17 protein-coding genes and 1 pseudogene are annotated in these 18,862 nt (G+C 61.0%); 10 read left to right on the forward strand and 8 right to left on the reverse strand.

Annotation, left to right across the window (positions count from 1 at the left end):
• Nucleotides 1-15 precede the first annotated feature (15 nt).
• Entirely contained in the window at nucleotides 16-1,152 is a 1,137-nt protein-coding gene (locus GOQ28_RS01560) for an NADH:flavin oxidoreductase/NADH oxidase (protein ID WP_160355153.1), read from the forward strand.
• Between the two features lie 67 nt (nucleotides 1,153-1,219).
• On the opposite strand, the gene GOQ28_RS01565 is transcribed toward GOQ28_RS01560, so the two are convergent.
• Nucleotides 1,220-2,173 (reverse strand): LysR family transcriptional regulator, encoded by a 954-nt coding sequence (locus GOQ28_RS01565; protein ID WP_160355154.1) that lies wholly within the window; start codon nucleotides 2,171-2,173, stop codon nucleotides 1,220-1,222.
• A 143-nt stretch (nucleotides 2,174-2,316) separates the two neighbouring features.
• Between GOQ28_RS01565 and GOQ28_RS01570 the strand changes: the two genes are divergently transcribed.
• Nucleotides 2,317-4,434 (forward strand): hydantoinase/oxoprolinase family protein, encoded by a 2,118-nt coding sequence (locus GOQ28_RS01570; RefSeq protein ID WP_336603717.1) that lies wholly within the window; start codon nucleotides 2,317-2,319, stop codon nucleotides 4,432-4,434.
• Nucleotides 4,434-6,008, forward strand: coding sequence for a hydantoinase B/oxoprolinase family protein (locus GOQ28_RS01575; RefSeq protein ID WP_160355155.1), 1,575 nt, complete (start codon nucleotides 4,434-4,436; stop codon nucleotides 6,006-6,008). Before GOQ28_RS01570 ends, GOQ28_RS01575 begins: the two co-directional genes overlap by 1 nt.
• A gap of 148 nt (nucleotides 6,009-6,156) precedes the next feature.
• Here the strand turns inward: GOQ28_RS01575 and GOQ28_RS01580 are convergent, their stop codons facing one another.
• The 4 genes and pseudogenes from GOQ28_RS01580 to GOQ28_RS01595 all read right to left on the reverse strand — a co-directional run bounded on the left by GOQ28_RS01580 (nucleotide 6,157) and on the right by GOQ28_RS01595 (nucleotide 10,030).
• On the reverse strand, nucleotides 6,157-7,047 hold the full coding sequence (locus GOQ28_RS01580) for an amidohydrolase family protein (RefSeq protein ID WP_160355156.1): 891 nt from the start codon (nucleotides 7,045-7,047) through the stop codon (nucleotides 6,157-6,159).
• A gap of 12 nt (nucleotides 7,048-7,059) precedes the next feature.
• Nucleotides 7,060-7,815: pseudogene (locus GOQ28_RS01585) on the reverse strand (tripartite tricarboxylate transporter substrate binding protein); the annotation flags it as partial.
• Between the two features lie 163 nt (nucleotides 7,816-7,978).
• Entirely contained in the window at nucleotides 7,979-9,028 is a 1,050-nt protein-coding gene (locus tag GOQ28_RS01590; RefSeq protein WP_160355158.1) for a cyclase family protein, read from the reverse strand.
• Nucleotides 9,029-9,055: 27 nt separating this feature from the next.
• The gene (locus tag GOQ28_RS01595) at nucleotides 9,056-10,030 is read right to left on the reverse strand and encodes a Bug family tripartite tricarboxylate transporter substrate binding protein (protein WP_160355159.1); all 975 of its coding nucleotides are present in this window, start codon (nucleotides 10,028-10,030) and stop codon (nucleotides 9,056-9,058) included.
• A 380-nt stretch (nucleotides 10,031-10,410) separates the two neighbouring features.
• On the opposite strand from GOQ28_RS01595, the gene GOQ28_RS01600 reads away from it, so the two are divergent.
• On the forward strand, nucleotides 10,411-11,310 hold the full coding sequence (locus tag GOQ28_RS01600; RefSeq protein ID WP_160355160.1) for a Hint domain-containing protein: 900 nt from the start codon (nucleotides 10,411-10,413) through the stop codon (nucleotides 11,308-11,310).
• 43 nt (nucleotides 11,311-11,353) lie between these two features.
• Here GOQ28_RS01600 and GOQ28_RS01605 read toward each other — a convergent pair whose 3' ends face one another.
• On the reverse strand, nucleotides 11,354-12,256 hold the full coding sequence (locus GOQ28_RS01605) for a LysR family transcriptional regulator (RefSeq protein ID WP_160355161.1): 903 nt from the start codon (nucleotides 12,254-12,256) through the stop codon (nucleotides 11,354-11,356).
• 111 nt (nucleotides 12,257-12,367) lie between these two features.
• Here GOQ28_RS01605 and GOQ28_RS01610 point away from each other — a divergent pair, with 111 nt between their 5' ends.
• Genes GOQ28_RS01610 through GOQ28_RS18560 form a run of 6 tightly spaced genes read left to right on the forward strand, consistent with a single transcriptional unit; the run spans nucleotide 12,368 to nucleotide 17,278 of the window.
• A complete protein-coding gene (locus tag GOQ28_RS01610; protein WP_160355162.1) occupies nucleotides 12,368-13,165 on the forward strand; it encodes an SDR family NAD(P)-dependent oxidoreductase in 798 nt (265 codons plus the stop codon).
• 43 nt (nucleotides 13,166-13,208) lie between these two features.
• Nucleotides 13,209-14,177 (forward strand): Bug family tripartite tricarboxylate transporter substrate binding protein, encoded by a 969-nt coding sequence (locus GOQ28_RS01615; RefSeq protein WP_160355163.1) that lies wholly within the window; start codon nucleotides 13,209-13,211, stop codon nucleotides 14,175-14,177.
• Nucleotides 14,177-14,704 carry a carboxymuconolactone decarboxylase family protein gene (locus GOQ28_RS01620; protein WP_202109591.1) on the forward strand — a complete coding sequence of 176 codons (528 nt, stop codon included), beginning with the start codon at nucleotides 14,177-14,179 and terminating at the stop codon, nucleotides 14,702-14,704. The genes GOQ28_RS01615 and GOQ28_RS01620 overlap by 1 nt, the downstream gene beginning before the upstream one ends.
• Before the next feature lie 12 nt (nucleotides 14,705-14,716).
• Entirely contained in the window at nucleotides 14,717-15,604 is an 888-nt protein-coding gene (locus GOQ28_RS01625) for an amidohydrolase family protein (protein ID WP_160355164.1), read from the forward strand.
• Nucleotides 15,605-15,662: 58 nt separating this feature from the next.
• On the forward strand, nucleotides 15,663-16,625 hold the full coding sequence (locus GOQ28_RS01630) for a Bug family tripartite tricarboxylate transporter substrate binding protein (RefSeq protein WP_160355165.1): 963 nt from the start codon (nucleotides 15,663-15,665) through the stop codon (nucleotides 16,623-16,625).
• Between the two features lie 11 nt (nucleotides 16,626-16,636).
• Nucleotides 16,637-17,278, forward strand: coding sequence for a DUF4286 family protein (locus tag GOQ28_RS18560; RefSeq protein ID WP_236844184.1), 642 nt, complete (start codon nucleotides 16,637-16,639; stop codon nucleotides 17,276-17,278).
• A gap of 14 nt (nucleotides 17,279-17,292) precedes the next feature.
• Here the strand turns inward: GOQ28_RS18560 and GOQ28_RS01640 are convergent, their stop codons facing one another.
• Nucleotides 17,293-17,871 (reverse strand): hypothetical protein, encoded by a 579-nt coding sequence (locus tag GOQ28_RS01640; protein ID WP_160351269.1) that lies wholly within the window; start codon nucleotides 17,869-17,871, stop codon nucleotides 17,293-17,295.
• 27 nt (nucleotides 17,872-17,898) lie between these two features.
• Entirely contained in the window at nucleotides 17,899-18,798 is a 900-nt protein-coding gene (locus GOQ28_RS01645) for a LysR substrate-binding domain-containing protein (protein ID WP_160355166.1), read from the reverse strand.
• Nucleotides 18,799-18,862 lie beyond the last annotated feature (64 nt).

The following is an 18,862-nucleotide window of genomic DNA, read 5'->3' on the forward strand; positions in this document are numbered from 1 at the left end:
TTTCAGACGACCACTATGTCAGATCCCTTATTGCTTTCCCCTATCACGCTGCGCGGGCTGACGCTGCGCAATCGCATTGTCGTCTCTCCCATGTGTCAGTACGCGTCGAAAGATGGGGCGCCTACCGACTGGCATCTGGTGCACCTGGGCAAGTTCGCGCTGGGTGGGGCGGGGATCGTGTTCTGCGAAGAGACAGCAGTAGAAGAGCGTGGCCGCAAGACGTATGGTTGCGCCGGCATCTATGACGATCGGCACATCCCCGCGTATCGGCGCATCACGGATTTCATACGGAGTCATGGGGCGTCGCCGGCGATCCAACTCGGACACGCGGGTCGCAAGGCCTCGTGCGGGCCACCATGGACGAACTTCCGGCCGCTGACCGAAGAAGATGCCGCCGCTGGCATGACGCCTTGGCGCGGGGTCTCGGCCAGCGAAATCCCCGCCAAGCCCGGTGCACTGACACCGATTCAATTGGACGAAGCGGGGATCGAAGAGGTCATCGGCTCCTGGCGCACCGCGGCGCAACGCAGCATCGACGCGGGCTTCGAGATATGCGAGATCCACGGCGCGCATGGGTATCTGATTCAACAGTTCCTGTCGCCCTTATCAAATACGAGGACCGACGCCTGGGGCGGTTCGCTCGAGAATCGCATGCGCCTCGCGCTGCGCATCTCCGAGGAGATACGCGCGGTCTGGCCCGAGGATAAACCGGTGTTCTTCCGCGTCTCTGCCGTGGACGGTACCGGTGGCGCGTGGGATATGGACGATACGGTGGCGCTATCGAAAGCCTTGCAAGCGCGCGGCATCGATGTGGTCACGTGTTCGTCTGGCGGGATCAATGGTCCGCTGAATATGGCCGTCGTGCCCAGAGTGCCGGGTTATCAGGTGCCGTACGCGGAGCGGGTGCGCCGCGAAGCGAATATCGCGACCTGTGCCGTGGGACTGATCACCGAGCCGCGGCATGCCGAGGAGATTCTGCACGCGGGGCAGGCCGATCTGATCGCGCTGGCTCGCGAGGTGATGGTGGACCCGAACTGGCCGGTGCGGGCGGGACGCGAGCTGGGCAAAGAAGACTACCTGGACGTGCTACCGCCGGATTACGCATGGTGGTTGCGGCGACGCGAGGAAATCCGTCGGATCTCCAATGTCTGAAGGGCGGGGATGGAGGTCGATGCGTCAATCCGAGGCAAGCGTGCATCCGGATGGCGGTCGGCCATCGCTATGTGGGCTGTGCCAGCGATTCGCTGAGTTCCACGCCAGCTGGTAGCGAAGTTTCCCGCAGGGTGTTGGATAGGGCCTGTAGCAATGCCTGGGCCGTGGAAGAGATCGAGCGCAGCCGCCGCGTGACGAGAAAGAGTTCGCGGTAAACGGTAGGCTCTTCAAGTGGCAGAAAGGTCAACGCGTCCAACTGGTGAGTTTGCGCGGTGAGCGTGGGCAGGATGCAGATTCTCTGGCCGAGTTGCAGCATGGAATAAAGCGATGAAGAACTCGAGACTTCCTCATGATGTTCGGCCAGATCGAATTGCTGCAGCGTGCCGCGGTGCACGCTTCCGACATGGGTGTCGGAGGCTAGTCCGACCAGGTTGCCACGGTAGGGAGACACTTGCGCCCAAGTCAGCGCCCCGTCGTGGCGGGCCAGGGGATGGTCGTCGCTGCACACCACGCCATAGCGGTCTCGTAGCAACAGCGAGTATTCGAGTTCATCGTAGTTCGACAGCCGGCTGGTCAGCCCAAAGTCGAGTTCGCCATCACGGACGCGCCTCTCGATCTCGGCCGAGCCCCCCTCGCGGATCGATAGCGTTACCTGGGGATAGTCGGCCTGAAATCTGGGCAACGCCGGGATGACGAGCCACACCAGGACCGAGGGGGCGGCGGCGATTCGCAAGTGACCCTGCTGCTGCAACGCCACGGCGCGAAGATCGCTGACCACGGTGTCGAACTGCTGCAGCAAGGCGCTGGCTTGCCGATGCAGATGTCTGGCGGCCGGTGTCAGAGTCACGCTGCGCGTGGTGCGGTCAAACAGTTTGAAGCCGATGTCAGATTCGAGCTGATTAATGGTCGAGCTCAGTGACGACTGAGTGAGAAACAAGCGTTCCGCCGCGCGCGTGAACGAGCCCGTATCGGCCACCGCGACAAAGCTGCGTAAGTGGCGAAGCGTGATGTGGGTGGACATGGCGGTGACCTCGCGGCAGGGATATTTTGCGGCCCAGAATATATTGGTTTCATCACTGAATCAACCTGAATATTTCATTTGTAGTCGTTAATCCGGCTACCTATCATCACCACACGTTCTACTTCTAAGCGAGCAACGAGATCGTGAATAATCCATCTGCAACGACTCCATCACGGCGCCTGCGTATTGCAGTTGATATCGGGGGAACCTTTACGGACGGCGTGGCCACGCGCGAGTCCGATGGCCGCATCTGGGTCGGCAAAACGCTGACCACGCCAGATGATCCGGGCGTCGCCGTGTCTACCGTCATCCAAGACCTGCTGGTACAGGCCGAAGCCAGTGTGGGCGGCGTGGTGCTGGACGAGGTCGTCCATGGCACGACCCTGGTGACCAATACCCTGATCGAGCGCAAGGGTGTCGAGACGGCATTGGTGACCACGCAAGGGATGCGCGATGTGCTCGATATCGGACGCGAGTGGCGATACGACCTATATGATCTCGAGCTCGCCTTGCCCCAGCCTTTGATCGCGTCCGATAAGCGTATCGAGGTGTCCGAACGGCTCGCCGCCTCGGGCGAGGCAGTTGTGGCCCTCACCGAGGAAGAGTTGCAACGCGTGGTCGAAGCGGTGCGCGGTCTCGGTGTGCGATCGGTGGCGGTGTCGTTGCTGCATTCCTACTTGAATGACGAGCACGAACGTCGCATCGGGACTGCCTTGCAGGCCGCATTGCCCGAGGTCGAGGTATCGCTGTCTGCCGACCTGGCCCGTGAGCTCAAGGAGTTCGAGCGTACCTCCACCGCCGCCGCCAGTGCCTACGTCAAACCGGTCGTGGCCGAATACCTGCGCGAACTGGAAAACCGCATCGACGAACTGACCCCGGACATCCCACTAAGAATCATGGTGTCCAGCGGCGGTTTCACCTCGGCGCGCAACGCCGCGCACACGCCGATATTCCTGCTCGAATCCGGGCCGGCCGCGGGCGTGTTGTCCGCATTGAACACGGCCAAGGCACACGATGTGCAGCGCGTGCTGGCCTTCGATATGGGCGGCACGACCGCGAAGGCTTGCGTCGTGGCCGATGGCGAAGCGCCGGTGGCCTACAGTTTCGAATGCGCGCGGGTGCATCGGTTCAAGCGCGGATCGGGTCTGCCGATCCTGATTCCGAGTATCGATCTGATCGAGATTGGTGCTGGTGGAGGGTCCATCGCCCACGTGAACCGGATGGGGCTGTTGAACATCGGGCCTGAGTCGGCCGGATCGGTTCCGGGCCCGGCATGCTATGGGCTGGGCGGCACCGACATTACGGTCACCGATGCGGATCTGGTGCTCGGTTATCTGAACCCGGACAACTTCCTCGGTGGCGAGATGCAGCTGCGTAAAGACGCAGCGATGCAGGGGATGGAACGCCTGGCTAAGCAACTTGGCATGAGCGCGCTGGACGTCGCCTGGGGCATTCACGACATGGTCAACGAGAACATGGCGAACGCCGCGCGCATCCATATCGCTGAAAAAGGCCATGATCCGCGCGACTTCACCTGCGTGGCCACGGGCGGCGCGGGGCCGGTTCACGCCGTCGAAGTCGCGCGCAAGCTACGTATGCCGCGTCTGTTGGCGTCGATCGCTGCCGGCGCCGGCTCGTGCCTCGGTATGTTGGCCGCGCCCGCGCGTGCCGACCGGTCCTGGTCGCAACCCGCGCTATTGGAAGAGGTGGACTGGCTCGACGTAGAAGAACGACTGCAGGCCATGCGTGGCGAAGCCGCCGCCGAGATGGCGGCCGCGGGCGTGCAGGCCGACGAAGTGGAGTGGGTCGTGGGCGCTGAGATGCGCTACTACGGTCAGGGCGACAACGTGTCGGTTTCCATGCCGCTGGCGCAGTTTGGCGGCGATGCCCGGCAAACCGTTCAACAAGCCTTCGAAGGCCGCTATCGCGAACTGTACGGGCATCTGGTGCCCGGTGCGCGCCCGCAAGTGTTGACGTGGCGGCTGACCGGTAAATCGCCGGCCGAGGCGCGTACGTTCAATTGGGGCGATAGCGGCACGGTCGCCGAGGTGCCGCCAACGCAGCGCGAAATCTATCTGCCGCTGCGACGCGAGTTCGGCCTGGTGAATGTTTACAAGCGTTATGCGCTGCCGGCGGGCTCGCGCTTGACCGGTCCGCTGATCCTGGAGGAACGGGAATCGACGCTGGTCGTGCCGATTGCCGCTGACGTAGAGATTCTGCCGGACCTGACCGTCTCGGTGACACTTAAGGAGTTCGAATAATGCAGGCGTCCACTCAAGGTAAGCCGCAAGCGCAGGCACGCGCCACCCAATTTGATCCCATTGAGCTGGAGATCCTCTGGAAGCGGTTGATCAGTATCGTTGACGAGGCCTCCACGGCATTCGTGCGCACGTGCTTTTCGACGTTGGTGCGCGATGCGAACGACTTCGCCGTGGTGCTGACCGACGCGACCGGCCGGTCGCTGGCGCAGTCCACGATGAGCATTCCCTCCTTCATCGGGAGCCTGCCGGCGACGGTCAAGCATTTCCTGAAGAAGTATCCCGCCGAGACGCTGCGGCCCGGCGATGTGCTGGTGACCAATGACCCCTGGATGGGGACGGGCCATATTCACGACGTCAACACCGTGATGCCGATTTTTCACCAAGGCAAGCTAGTGGCCTTCGCGGCGGTGGTGTCGCATCTGCCCGATATCGGCGGGCGTCTGCGTAGCAATGCGAACCGCGACATCTACGAAGAGGGCTTGCAGATTCCGATGCTCAAGCTCATGGATGCGGGTGTCGTCAATGAGACGCTGGTCACCATGATCCGCCAGAACATCCGGGTCCCTGAACAGGGTCTGGGCGATATCTGGGCGCAGGTCAGCGCCTGCCGGATGATGGAGGAACGCCTGATTCCCTTGGTGGAGTCGGTCGATATCGATGCACTGGGCGCGGCGATCCGCGAGCGTTCAGAACGGGCGATGCGCGAGGCCATCCGCGCCCTGCCGGACGGGGTGTATGAGTCAGAAGTGCATCATGACGGCTTCGAAGAGCCGATTCTGATTCGTTGCAAGCTGACTGTGCAGGGCGATACGATCGCGATCGACTATACCGGCTCGAGCCCCCAACAGCCACGCGCGGTGAACGTGGTGCCGATTTATGCCTTCGCCTATTCCGCCTACCCGATCAAGGCGCTGCTGTGCCCAGAGGTCCCCAATAACGAGGGCGGCTTCTTGCCCATCACCACCGATGCGCCGCTGGGATCCATTTTGAATCCCACCTATCCAGCGGCCTCTGGCGGGCGCGGCGCGATCGGTCATATGTTGGCGCCCGCGATTTTCGCCGCACTGGCGCCCATCCTACCCGAACGGGTCTGGGCCGCCGGATCGGCCAATTCGTCGGTCACCATGTTCGGCCAATACCGCAACCGGCCGTTCAATGTGGTCAACTTCATCAACGGCGGACAGGGTGCGACGGCCAAGCGCGATGGGTTCTCTGCCATCTCGTTCCCCGCGAACCTTGGCAATACGCCGGTGGAAATGATGGAGGCGCTCGCGCCGATTCAGGTGCATCGCCGTGAGATCCGACGCGGCAGCGGCGGGCAAGGCGAGCATCGCGGCGGAGACGGCCTGACCTTCGAGTTCGAGGTCACTCAAGAGGCCTCTAACGTATCGGCCTCGTTCCTGATGACGCGGCTGAAGTTCCCGCCGCCGGGCTTGAACGGAGGCGCGGCCGGTCAACGCGGCAGACTGATGATCAACGGCGCCGAGGTCGATCCGACCGAGCAGCGTATTCTGCGTCCGGGCGACCGCGTGCTGATGGAGTCGGCGGGCGGCGGCGGCTACGGCGCGGTCTGATCGGCCGGGGCCTTGATAGGCAAGGGGAGCGCGCAAGCGGCTCCCCTTTGTTTATGGGCCGATCAAACCTTCGCGAATGTGTGTCGCTAATGCGAGCTGGCTGCGCCCGCGCCAGAATCCGCGCGGGCGATAAACGCCAGGCTGTCAGTCAAGCACCAAACCCGTATAAGCGCGCGGGGTTATCGACCAGTATCCGTTGGCGTTGTTCGGCAGAGAGCCAGCGGTTCAACAAATTGCACAGTTCGCCGTCGTCGGGCATTCGATCTTCATCGTAATAGTTGATGTGCGGCCAATCCGTTCCCCATACGACTTGTTCGTCATTGGCTTGAAGGATGGCGTGGGCGAAGGGGTCGACATCCGCATAAGGCGGGCCCTCGGTCGTATTGCGATCCGCACCGGAGATTTTGGTCCACAAGCGTCCCTCGGCCAGTTGACTGCATAGGAACTGAAAACCCGGGTCCGTGACGCCGCGTGAGGTATTCATGCGACCCATGTGATCCACCACGAGCGGCAGCTTCAAGGCGCTGAGAGCGGGCATCATGGCGGGCAGGTCGGGGGCATGGATCCAGATCTGCGCATGCCATCCTCTTTCGGCAAGTCGTGGTGCCAGCGCCTGCAGCACCTCCAATCCCACGCCATTGCGATAGACGGCCCTGCCCTCGAGGCGATAAAGATTGGCGCGCACGCCGCGAACGCCCGCCTCGGTATAGCGGTCCAGATCCCGGTCGGTCATATCCGCACTGGGCACGATGACGCCGCGCAGTCTGTCCGGGTACTGTTGCAATGCGTCCAGAATGATCTCGTTCGCGGATCCGGAGGCACTGCCTGTGACCAGCACGCCGCGGTCCATTCCCAGCGTATCCAGATGCTCGATGAATGCGGCGGCCGGGTAGGGCTGCGGCGTGTAGCTGCGGTCTTCTGCCAAGGGGAAGCGGTCATAGGGGCCGAACACATGAGCGTGCGAATCGCAGCTACCCGGCGGGGGGACAAAGCTCAGTGGCTGATGTTCGGTACGTGCGGGCAAACATGGGGCTGTCATTCTCGTTTTCCTTTATTCTGCTGCAAGTTTTCCCTGATCATGCAAGGTCTTGGCCGTCTCCCACTCGGCAGTCAGGATGTCTTGCCACTGCTGGGGAGTAATCGCCAAAGCGATACTGCCGGAGTTGTGCAAGCGGTTCAGCACGGGCTCTGCTTTAAGGGCTTCGTTTAAAGCCTTGTTCAGTTCATCGATGATGGGCGCGGGCGTACCGGCGGGGGCGACGAGGCCTGATTGGGTCATGGACGTGAAATCGCCGACACCTGCCTCGGCCAGCGTCGGGACCTCGGGCAAGAACCGGTCGCGTTGATCCGAAAACACGGCCAGACCCTGGAATTTGCCGGCTTTGATGTTGGCCGATGAACTGGTGACCTGATCAATGATGGCGTCAATTTGCCCGCCGAGCAGCGCGGTGATGGCCGGCCCGGACCCCTTGAAGGGCACAGCGGTAAACCGCGCGCCCGTGGCTTGTTCCAGGCGCAGCAGTGCGATGTGATTGGTCGTGCCGAGACCCGAATGGCCGATTGTGACGGCGCCGCTCTTGCTCTTTGCTTTGTCCAACAGCTGCTGCATGGTCTTGAACTCGCTGTTGGGCTGCACCGCCACCACTTGCGAGGACGAACCCAAGCCGCCCACCGGCGCGAACTGCTTTAGCGTGTAGTCCGTCTTGACCATGAACGGAGCGACGGTGATAGCGTTGGGCGTGGTAACAAGCAATGTATGGCCGTCGGGGTTGGCGCGCGCGACCATGCTTGCCCCGATGACGCCACCGGCACCCGGTTTTTAGATTACGTTGGGGGGCAGGTTCCGCGCTAGTTGCCGACGCCTTAATGGGGTTTCACGATTCGTGAACTCAAGACACGCTGCATCGCACTTGCATTGCCCGGGCATGCAAGGCCGGCTCTGTTTCGTGGGCGGCGCCGGGACAGATCGATTAGATCGTTGCCACTGGCGTGACCGGCGAGCCGACCGCCCCAGGCAAACGCAGCGGCGGCGCGGTCAGGAAAAACCGATTGCGGCCTTCTTGAGCAAGCGCCGCGGCCAGCTCGGTCAGATACCACAGTTCACCCAGCGGCACGCCAAGCTTAAACAAGCATAGTTCGTGGATCGGCATGAAGGCGCCCTGGATGCCCAACGGCCCCTGCGGGGGACGGCGCTCAACGGCATAATTGTCCGCCACCAGGGCGGCGATCTGGCTGTCACGTATCCAGTCGCGCAACTTTTCATCCCGGCCATCCAGCACGCTGCAAGCGCCGTGCAGTACGTGCGGATCCGGTGTGCGTTCCATGCTCAGCAGCACGTCCGCGAAACCGGTGTGCAGGCACAGCATGTCGCCGGGCTCTACGACGATGTTGTCGTCTTGCAAGACGCGCATGAGATCGTCATACCCGACCTCGTGACGTTCGTCGCCAAAGTGTTTACGGAGATCCACCAACACGCCCCGGCCTTGAATCGGCGTCGCGGCGAAATTATCGATGCCTAAGCGTGCCGCTCGCACCGGTTGATGCTCGCCGTCCTCGGCCAGGCGGGAAGCGCCTTGGATGTGTTCACCGCCGGCGTAGCCGTTGTAGTAGACCGGGACGGGCTCGCCGGTGCCATGCACGTCGAACATCGAGCCCACGTGGGCAAAGCTATCCCATTGCGTGGAATACTGCGTGTACAACACGACGTAGTCGTCGCATATCACGTCGGTCACACCGGGGTGCTCGCAGCAGTGCGCCATGTTGTAGGCGAATTTACCCTTGCGCGTGGTGGCGCGTAGCTGAGGCGGATAACGAAAGGGATTGAGCAAATTGCCGCCCGGGTAGTCTAGCGGCAGGCTCAGGCAGAAACGCTTTCCCGTCGAAATCTCGTGCGCGGCCCGCGCGACGCGCTCCGGCGTGAGCAGGTTCAGACGACCGAGTTGGTCGTCGGGACCGAAGTCGCCCCAGTTGGAGCCGGGAGGGCGATGTGTCCATCGGGGGGTGCCGCTTTGATCAGCCATATCAATTTCCGATTCGGTTAACGAGCGTTATTGGAGTTTGATGTCCGCGGTCTTGATGACCGCACCCCATTTGGCGACTTCCTTATTAATGAAGTCGCCAAACTCCTTCGGGGAGTCGCCGATGGTCAGCATGCCCTGCGTATCGAGCTTCTCGCGCACTGATGGATCTTTCAGGGTTTCGACCAGTGCGGCGTGCAGCTTCTGGACGATGTCGGCGGGCAACTTTGGCGGGCCGACAATGCCCATCCAGCCCACCGCTTCGAAGCTCTCGTATCCCTGGCTGGCCAGCGGAGCGACTTGCGGCAGCGCCGGAATAGACGTGCTGGTCGTGACCGCGAGCGCGCGCAGATCGCCCCGGTTCACGAATGGCGTGACCGACGGCGAGGCTTCGAACAGCACATCGATTTGTCCGCCGACCAAGTCGGTGATGGCGGCCGGCCCCCCTTTATACGGTACATGCACCATCTGTACGCCGGCTCGCTGTTTGAACATCTCTTGAGTAAGGTGGCTGGTAGAACCATTACCTGGAGAGCCGAAGTTCAGTGTGTTGGGCTTGGCTTTCGCGGCCGCTACCAGGTCTTGCACCGATTTGATATCGGATTTGGCCGACACAACCAGCGTCTGAGCCACGGCAGCGACGTTCATGATCGGCGTGAGGTCTTCGACGGGGTCGTAGTTGGTGTTCTTGAACAGATGCGGTGCGATCGCCAGCGGGCCGCTGGCGCTCATGCCCAGCGTATAGCCATCCGGTGCGGCGCGCGCGACCAGGCCAGTACCCAGCGTGCCGCCAGCACCGGGTTTGTTCTCGACGACAATCGGTTGTTTTAACACCTTGGACAGACCGTCACTGACCACACGTGCCAGCAGGTCAACGGACTGACCTGCCAGGTAAGGAACGATCATGGTGATAGGGCGGTCTGGATACGCCGCGGCGGCACTATTCAGCCCGGTCAGCATCAGGCAAGCCAATGTTGAGGCGTTAAGGGCGCTTTTGAATTTCATTATGTCTCCCATATGCGCCGGACCCCCGGCGGATCGTGTTTTCGTTTTTGGCTCGATGCGCAAATTATGGGCAAGCGCGCGGTCTGGCGGTGACGTTTAAATTAGCTTCGGACGATATGAAATCTATGACGTGAGTACGGCTATCGCAGATCCACGCTGCGACAGCGTCGCGCATGACCCCGTTTGCACTTGTTTTGTTTGCTTAACAATTAGACGTTGTTAGAATCGCGCCACTTTTCATCGCCAAGCCTAGCTGTGACCGTGATGTAGCGATGAAGAAGAACCAAACACCACGGCAACAAGGCATGGCGTGTTTTACGAGTTCTGGGCCCCACGGCGCGCCTGCGTATCCGTCATAGCGCAACATAAGGATAGAGAAAATGGCGGCATACTTGGTCTCGGGGTACTACTTTCTTTTCGCCGACACCGACGGCGTATTGAGAATTAACTCGGAGTATTTGTCCTACCCCATTGAAATTACACCAATGGAAGGCGGTAATGAGATCAACAGCGGTGACGGGGTATTCATTACAGGCGTACCGAACATTTCTTTCGGAACGGTCTCGACCTTTACCGTCGACGGCATCGTTACCGGGCAGGGGTATGGGGAATTCCTGCTCTGGACCTCCAACGCGGAGTATGGATACGGCAGCGCAATACAGACGGTCCCCGGGCCGGTTCCGGTTTGCTTTGTGCAAGGCACGCTTATCGATACAACTCGAGGTCCCGTCGCGATTGAGCATCTGCAGATTGGTGACACGGTGATCGGCAGCAAAGGCCATCGCACCGTCAAATGGGTGGGTTGGCGGCATTACAAAGCCGCGCCACGCACCGTCGCACAACGCCAGGCATGCCACCCCGTCCGTATACTCGCCGGTGCGTTAGGCGACAAGCTGCCCACTCACGATTTGCGCGTGTCTCCATGGCATCACGTCTATATCGACGGGGTGCTGGTTCGCGCCAAGGATCTGATCAACGGCAAGTCGGTCATTCAGGAAGCCGACGCTCGGGAATTCAGCTACTACCATGTCGAGTTGGATGAGTTCGATGTGATCCGCGCACATGGCGTGTACTCCGAGTCATGGGCGGATGGCGGTAATCGGAATTTCTTCCAGAACGTCGACGTGACCCTTCTGCGCCCCGAGGACATGACACGCCGGATGGCCAAGCGACCCGGGTTCAAGGCGCTGCGAAACGCCATAGAAATCGCCGCCATTCACGGCAAAATCGCGGCCCGGGCAGAGACGCTGCCCGCCTCGACCATCGCGATTGCGGCTTAACCCCGCGCACGGGCCGCGGCGCCGCTGAGCGTGCTTGCGACAGCTACGCTCGGCGGCTAGTCCCCGGCGCAAACGGCAACTCGCGAATCAGGCGACAGGTCTCTCGCGCCAGACGGCTGAGCGGTCTGGATTTGGGCAACGCGAGAAATAAATCATTCGACACGACCGGATGCGTGAGCTCCGCCACTTGAATGTCGACGCCAGGCGCTTTCAGGATCAACGCGCTTTTTGGGATCACCGAGCAGGCCATGCCGCTTTCCACGACGCGCAACGCGGTTTGCACCGCGCCGACTTCGGCCACGATATTGAGTTTTCCCCCGGTGGCCGCCAGCGCCTGTTCGACGAGGCTGCGGATGGGCTGCGACGAGGAAGGCAGCACTAGTTCATAGTTCTGCAGCGACTTCAGGTGCATTGAACGCGGCAGCTTGACATGCTTGGGGGCCACCAGCATCAGTGTGTCGTGATGAAGTTTCTCGTATGACAGTAGTGGCGTCGGCTTGGGCGCGAAGAGCAGGGCGATATCCGTGTTGCCTTCGATCAGTTGATCGCGCAGCGCGGGGCTCAAACCCTCTACAACAGAGATCCGTGCGAACGGCAACGCCTTTCTGAAGGCGGTGATGAGCGGCACCGCGATCACGACAGCCAGCCGGTTCGGCATGCCGACGATGATGTTGCCCGTCGGTTCGTTGCGCAACTCCTTGAGCTCGAAGATGGCCTGGGCGGCGCTATTCAACATATTTCGGGCATGCGCGAGCAAGGTCGTGCCGGCCGGGGTCGCCACCACGCCGCGCGCCGTGCGTTCCAGCAGTTTTTGACCCAGTTCCTGCTCCAACAGATTCACCTGCCGACTGACACTGGGTTGCGACAGGTTCAACGCCACCGCGGCCTTGCTGAAACTGCCTTCCTCGACGACCCGGGAGAAATATTCCAGCTGCTTCAGATCCATAGCAAAAACGCATAGTCGATATAGGAGGTATCGAGTTTATCTTTTACTGCGCGATTGGCACACTGTGCGCAACTGTCGACGCCAGTCGGGTAAAAAAGGATGGAAAAGTTGATGCGCAGATTTGAATCGAAGGTGGCTATTGTTACGGGCGCCGGGTGTGTGGGAGAAGGCTGGGGCAACGGACGCGCCATGGCCGTGCGACTGGCCGAGGAAGGCGCGAAGGTGTTCGCGGTGGATCGCGATCTCGCGCGCTTGCAAGAAACCCTGGAACGCGCGGGCGAGGCGGCAAGCTCGATTAAGATCCATGATTGTGACGTCACAAGCTCGGCCAGCGTGGCGGCGATGGTCCAGGCATGCGTGGATACCTTCGGTCCGCCGGACATCCTCATCAACAACGTGGGCGGCTCGGCCGCCGGCGGGCCTATCGAATTGAGCGAAGAAGCCTGGGACGGCCAGATCGATCTGAACCTCAAGAGCGTCTTTCTCACCTGCAAGCATGTGCTGCCCCATATGGTGAATCGCAAATCGGGCGCCGTCGTGAACGTGGCATCCACATCCGGACTGCGCTGGACGGGAAGTGCGCAGGTCGCCTATGCCGCGACCAAAGCGGGCGTGATCCAGTTATCGCGCGTCGTTGCCGTGCAGCATGCGCCGGACGGCATCCGCGTCAATTCGGTCGTGCCGGGGCAACTGCATACCCCCATGGTCGAGGTGAGACTGGCCAAGCAGCGTGCGGGGGGCGATGTCGATGCGTTGCTCGCGTCCCGCCTGAAGCGCATTCCCCTCGGTTTCATGGGGGACGGCCGCGACACCGCCGGCGCGGCACTGTTTCTGGCCAGCGACGATGCGCGCTTCGTCACGGGCACCGAGATCGTGGTCGATGGCGGCATGACCGCAAGATGCGATTGAGCTGACGTGGTCGTCGCGTCACATCATAAAAATGGAGACTCGGATGGATAAAAGAACGTTTCTCGGTGTCTGGGCGGCAGCCGCTCTGCTGACGGCATTGCCCGCGGCGGCGCAGCATTCCCAGGCGCCGACTCGGATTGTGGTGTCGTTCAGCGCCGGCGGACCGGTGGATATGGCCGCGCGCATCGTGGCCGAACAATTAAGCAAGGAACTGAACCGGCCCGTGATTGTGGACAATAAACCCGGTGCCAGTGGCTTTCTGGGTGCGCAAGAGGTGCTGCGCGCGCCAGTGGATGGCAACACCATCTGGATCTCCAGTGTCGGGACCGCCGCGATCAATCCCTCGTTGTTCGAGACGATTCCCTACAACACGCAAAAAAACTTCCGGCCGGTCTCGCTGATTGCCAATAACGTGGAAGTGTTCGTGGTGAATCCCAAGGTACCCGCGCGCAATGCCAGCGAATTCGTCGAGTACTCGCGTAAACAGCCCGAGCCGCCGGCGATTGCATCCTCGGGCATAGGCGGCATTCCGCATCTGGCGATGCTGCAGTTGAAACCGTCCACGGGTGTGAACTTCTTGCACGTGCCGTATCGCGGTATGGCGCAGGCCATCACGGACGTCATCGGCGGCCAGGCCGCCGGGGTGTTTGCCGATGTGGCTGCGGTGCTGCCCCATATCGAGGCAGGGCGATTGCGCCCCGTCGGTATTGCCGCTGCCCAGCGTCATCCCGCCTTGCCGGACGTGCCCACGTTCGAAGAGCAGGGCATTGCCGCGGTCGATTCCAACAATTGGTATGCGCTCTTTGTGCCGGCCCAGACGCCGGACAACATTGTGGCTGACTTAAACGCCGCCGTTGGAAAAGCCCTTGCCAACGACGCCCTGCGCGACCGTTTGGTGCGAGCGGGCACGCAGCCGCAGGCCTCTACCGAAGCCGAAATGAAGCAACTACTGGATGCCGACACTGCGAAGTGGGGCGCTTTGATCAAAGCCAACAACATCAAGCCCGAATAATGACCACCGATCACATCAGAGTCCCGCTAGTCGTGCCGGGCACCCGTCCTGAACTCGCGGACGTGGAAGCGAAAATCCTCTCCGAGCGGGGGCGCATCTCGCTCTTATATCAGGTGCTGCTCAACAGCAAGCCCATTGCGCAAGGCTGGGAGGCGATGCTGACCGCCGTGCGCAATCGCACCTCGGTCGGTCCCGCTATACGCGAATTGGTGATCCTGCGGGTCGCGGTACTGAACCAAGCCGCCTTTGAGTTCGACGCCCATGTGCCACATGCCGAGAAAGCCGGCCTTAGCCAGGAGAAAATCGAAGGCGTGCGGGCCGCGGATGTGCCGCAGGTCTACACCGATCTGGAACGTTTGGTGCTTGATTTGACCGATCGCATGACCCGCGATGTCACGGTGCCGGCCGAGCTGATGCAGCAGATCCAATCGCATTTCGGCGTGACGGAAACCGTGGAGCTGGTGGCGACCGTGGCCGCCTACAACATGGTCTCGCGGTTTCTCGTTGCGCTGAACGTATCGCACTAGGGGGGCGCCATCATGACCACATCCCCCACCGAGGTGCAGACTTATTTGCCGGACCCCTCGTCACCGACGCTGCGTTTGCCGCCGTTTGCTTGCGATACGCATGTGCACGTATTCGGCCCCCGGCCGAAGTTTCCCTACGCCAGCGGCTTGAAGGTGACGCCGCAGGACGCGCCTAAAGAAAAGCTCTATGCCCTGCACCGGCGACTCGGTATCGAGCGCTGCGTGATCGTGCAATCCGCCGTGCATGGATACGACAATAGCGTCGTACAAGATGCCATCGAGCATGGCGAGGGACGCTATCTGGGCGTTGCGCTGGTACAGCCGGATGTCGCCGACGCCGAGTTGGAGCGTCTGGCGCGAGCCGGCTTCAGGGGCGTGCGATTCAATTTCATGAGTCATCTGGTCGGCGTTGATATCGACGACGTGATCGCCCTCACGCCCAGGCTCGCGGCGCATGGGCTGCATCTTCAGGTGCATTTCGAAAGCAAGCTCGTGCACGAGTTGGGCCCAAAGCTCAAACAGAGCCATGTGCCAGTCGTGATTGACCATATGGGGCGCGTGGACGCGCGTCTCGGCGCGCAGCACGAGGACTTCCAGGCCCTGATGCGGCTGCTCGACACCGATCGATTCTGGGTAAAGGTCAGTGGCATTGACCGCATCGATGCGAATGCCCCGCCCGAGGAGCGTTACCGCGCGGGCGAGGGGCTGGCGCGAACATTGCTCGATCGTTTCCCGAATCAAGTCCTCTGGGGCAGTGACTGGCCGCATCCCAACCACACCCATATCCCGGACGATGGCGCGCTGGTCGATGCCCTGTCGAGCATTGCCCCTGACGCCGCGATTCTGCACAAGCTGCTCGCGCAAAACCCTCAATCTTTGTACCGCTTTACCACCGACTGATTTCCCTGCGCGAGACACGCAGCATCCCAAGTTGGCAATCCATAATGAGAGTTAAGCCATGCCGAATAAATTCATTCTCCAGGGCCTTTCCGGCCTGATCTTCGCCGCGGTATCGGTCGCCGCGGCGGCGCAAGACACAACCACGCGCATTGTCGTGGCATTCCCGCCCGGGGGGCCGGCAGATACGCTGGCCCGCGTGGTCGCCAGCGAACTGGGGCCTATCCTGGGCAGTAACGTGGTGGTGGAGAACAAACCTGGTGCGAACGGCGCGTTAGCGGCCAACGACGTGGCGCGCTCCAAGCCCGACGGCCATACCGTATTCCTCAGTTCGGCCGGCGCCATCGCGGTCAATCCGGGTCTGTATCGCAAGCTGACCTATAAGCCCAGCGACTTTATTCCGGTCACCATGTTGGTCGCCACGCCAGAGGTTCTTGCCCTCTCGGCCAAAACCGGCATGAAGTCGTTCGATGATGTGAAGGCTCGGGCAGCGGATGGGAAAGACATCACGCTGGCTTCCTCGGGTATCGGCAGCATGCCGCACATGGCGATCGCGCAACTGCACCGCAATGCCAAACTCCCGCTCTTGCATGTGCCCTATAGCGGTGCGGCGCCGGCCATCAACGATTCGATCGGCGGGCAGGTGGACGGGTTTTTCGGCGATATTTCCGGGCTGCTCAAGTTTCTGCAGGATGGGCGTCTGACTCCCGTGGGCGTGGCGTCGCTGACGCGTTCCCCCGCGTTGCCGGATGTGCCCACGTTCAAGGAGCTAGGCTATGGCGATATGACGGCCATCAATTGGTATGGCGTGTTCGCGCCGGCCGGCACGCCCGAAGATGTCGTGGACCGGTTGAACGCTGCCTTTAATAAGACCATGCAGACGCCCAAGCTCAAGGAATACGTGCGTAGCACCGGCGTGGAATCCTTTTCCACCACGCCGAAGGAGTTCGCCACGATGGTCTCGGACGACAGCGCCAAATGGGCCGCGCTCATCAAGGCAGAAAAGATCACAGTGGATGAATGAGGGAAGATGCCATGCTGATCGATGCAAAAGAGGGCGACGAAGTCGTCTTGTTGCGAGTGCCGGGGATCCGGCTCGCAGCCGAGCAATGTCGCGCGTTGATCGCGTCGCTTTGGAGCCACTCAGCGGATGCGCCAGAACATGAGGGTCGGTTCCATGTCTGTCATGGCGCGGACGTTGAAGAGACTTATATCTACGTGGCCGATTCCAGACCTTCACAGGCGTCGAATGGGCGGCAACTTCCCGACCGGGGCATTGCTACGTTTCTCGACGGATTGAACCAGGCCTATGCAAACGCAGGCGTTTCGGTGCTGACCGTCACCAGAGCAATCGCTGGCGCCTCATATGGACGTGTGGCCGGCTGGCACTACGTGGTCGAAACCGATGTATTACCCGAAGCGGAAAGCGATTTCAATGCCTGGTATGACCAAGAACACATGCCCGGCCTTGCCGCCGTGCCCGGCACCGTGCGCGCACTGAGGCTACTCAACAAAACCGGCGCGCCCCGCTATCACGCCCTCTATCTGCTTGAAACCCGCAAAACGTTCGGTTCCGAACCCTGGCTGAAAGTCCGAGCCACCGACTGGAGCAGCCGCGTGCGCCCGAACTTCACGAATACCAAGCGAACGATGTTTGTGATTGAGGGCGCGCTATGACGCGATTGATGAAGTCATTCGTGACCGTCACGCGCCGTTTGTGATGCCGCTGCGGAGTCCGCGCGCGCTCCGTAGTGCTGCTCATTCTGAAGGATGATCTGTTCACACAGGGCATAGACCCGCTCTGTATGCAAGACGATCTCATCCTGATGCGCTTTCTTCTTGTCATCCGCGGGCTGGCTCAGGTGCTGGTGCAGAATCTCTTCGCAGAAGAACAACTCGAATGCCAACTGCGTGAGGTCCTCGTCATAGATCTGGCTGTGCACGAAGATATGCAGCTCTTTGGAAAACACCGGGATCAGCTTTAGATACATGCTGTCCAGGGTATGCAGGATGTTGTCGGGATTGTCCTGATGCTTTTCCATCTTCGCCAGGAATTCCCGGCTGTAGCGGCGAATTCGATACAGGCTGGGAAACAGAATGACGAAGTACTTTTGCTTTTGCTGGAGGAGGGCAAGCTTGCTTTTTTTCTGCTCCAGATAGTTCAAGTACAAAGGAATGCTGATCGCCACGAAAATGGCGAACACCGAGCCCAGAGCCTGCACCCATGCCGCCAGTTCCTGGTTGAAGATCAGGTCAGATTGCGTCTGCAAGACATCCTCTCGAGTAAGGGGGGCGAATCAGCACGGGATGGCTTCGCCGATCGAGATGGATTCTATCCATTTCCGCATCGCGATGGCCTCGGGCGCTTGGGATTCGTAGTTCCGCCTTGGCATGACGATGTAGTAGGTGAAAGCCCCCAGATTCATCCATCGATCGAATGGCGCAACGAGCCGGCCGTCAGCGAGCTCTTGTTGGATCAAGGACTTCTGACCCATGGCGATACCATAGCCGGACACCGCCGCCTCATATGCCAGCGCCGAAGACTCGAACCGCATATCGCGACTGGCGCCCGCCAACGGCAATCCGACGTGTTCAAACCACATCGTCCAGTCATCGGGCCGTGCGTGCGTATGCAGGAGGGTTTCGTCTAGTAGCTGTTCGATGCGTTCCAGCCGGGCTGCCACCGTTGGTGTACAAACGGGGGAAATTTCGTTTTCGAGGATCTGGTAGTGCACCAGACCCGGCGCGCGCCCCTCGTTCAGAACCACGGCCGCATCCAGATCCTCGCTATCGAAATCAGGCGGAAAGGCCGATGTATGCAAGCGCACTTCTAACTCAGGGTGCGCGGCGTGCAGGCTGGCCAGTTGCGGCAGCAGCCAGCGCATGGCGATCGTATGAGGCGCGCGCAGATTGAAAACACGAGAGGCCGCCGCGTGCCGTAGCGTGCGCGTCACGCGGCGGATCCCCGCCAGATGTCGCGTGATCTCCTGGTGATAGTCCCGGCCCGCTGCGGTCAGCGTGATCCGACGGTGCCGCCGGTAAAACAGCGCGGTGCGCAGGTAATCCTCCAACAGATGAATCTGCCTGCTTACCGCGGCCGGCGTCACGCATAGCTCCTGCGCGGCAGCGCTCACGCTACACAATCGACCCACGACTTCAAACGCGCGCAAGGCGTTTAACGGAGGCAAGGAGTCCATGGAAGTTCAGTTAATAAAAACTAAATCGTAGCAAAACATAAGTTGATTGACCCGCGCTTTTCTC

This window comes from Bordetella sp. 02P26C-1 (assembly GCF_009763255.1).
GTDB lineage: Bacteria > Pseudomonadota > Gammaproteobacteria > Burkholderiales > Burkholderiaceae_B > Bordetella_A.

What these genes read in the sequence shown, in the direction of transcription:
- GOQ28_RS01605 (WP_160355161.1), bottom strand. Translation starts at nt 12,256, where the DNA reads ATGGATCTGAAGCAGCTGGAATATTTCTCCCGGGTCGTCGAGGAAGGC.
- GOQ28_RS01645 (WP_160355166.1), bottom strand. Translation starts at nt 18,798, where the DNA reads ATGGACTCCTTGCCTCCGTTAAACGCCTTGCGCGCGTTTGAAGTCGTG.
- GOQ28_RS01630 (WP_160355165.1), top strand. Translation starts at nt 15,663, where the DNA reads ATGCCGAATAAATTCATTCTCCAGGGCCTTTCCGGCCTGATCTTCGCC.
- GOQ28_RS01615 (WP_160355163.1), top strand. Translation starts at nt 13,209, where the DNA reads ATGGATAAAAGAACGTTTCTCGGTGTCTGGGCGGCAGCCGCTCTGCTG.
- GOQ28_RS01560 (WP_160355153.1), top strand. Translation starts at nt 16, where the DNA reads ATGTCAGATCCCTTATTGCTTTCCCCTATCACGCTGCGCGGGCTGACG.
- GOQ28_RS01590 (WP_160355158.1), bottom strand. Translation starts at nt 9,028, where the DNA reads ATGGCTGATCAAAGCGGCACCCCCCGATGGACACATCGCCCTCCCGGC.
- GOQ28_RS01580 (WP_160355156.1), bottom strand. Translation starts at nt 7,047, where the DNA reads ATGACAGCCCCATGTTTGCCCGCACGTACCGAACATCAGCCACTGAGC.
- GOQ28_RS01610 (WP_160355162.1), top strand. Translation starts at nt 12,368, where the DNA reads ATGCGCAGATTTGAATCGAAGGTGGCTATTGTTACGGGCGCCGGGTGT.
- GOQ28_RS01625 (WP_160355164.1), top strand. Translation starts at nt 14,717, where the DNA reads ATGACCACATCCCCCACCGAGGTGCAGACTTATTTGCCGGACCCCTCG.
- GOQ28_RS18560 (WP_236844184.1), top strand. Translation starts at nt 16,637, where the DNA reads ATGCTGATCGATGCAAAAGAGGGCGACGAAGTCGTCTTGTTGCGAGTG.
- GOQ28_RS01595 (WP_160355159.1), bottom strand. Translation starts at nt 10,030, where the DNA reads ATGAAATTCAAAAGCGCCCTTAACGCCTCAACATTGGCTTGCCTGATG.
- GOQ28_RS01620 (WP_202109591.1), top strand. Translation starts at nt 14,177, where the DNA reads ATGACCACCGATCACATCAGAGTCCCGCTAGTCGTGCCGGGCACCCGT.
- GOQ28_RS01565 (WP_160355154.1), bottom strand. Translation starts at nt 2,173, where the DNA reads ATGTCCACCCACATCACGCTTCGCCACTTACGCAGCTTTGTCGCGGTG.
- GOQ28_RS01600 (WP_160355160.1), top strand. Translation starts at nt 10,411, where the DNA reads ATGGCGGCATACTTGGTCTCGGGGTACTACTTTCTTTTCGCCGACACC.
- GOQ28_RS01575 (WP_160355155.1), top strand. Translation starts at nt 4,434, where the DNA reads ATGCAGGCGTCCACTCAAGGTAAGCCGCAAGCGCAGGCACGCGCCACC.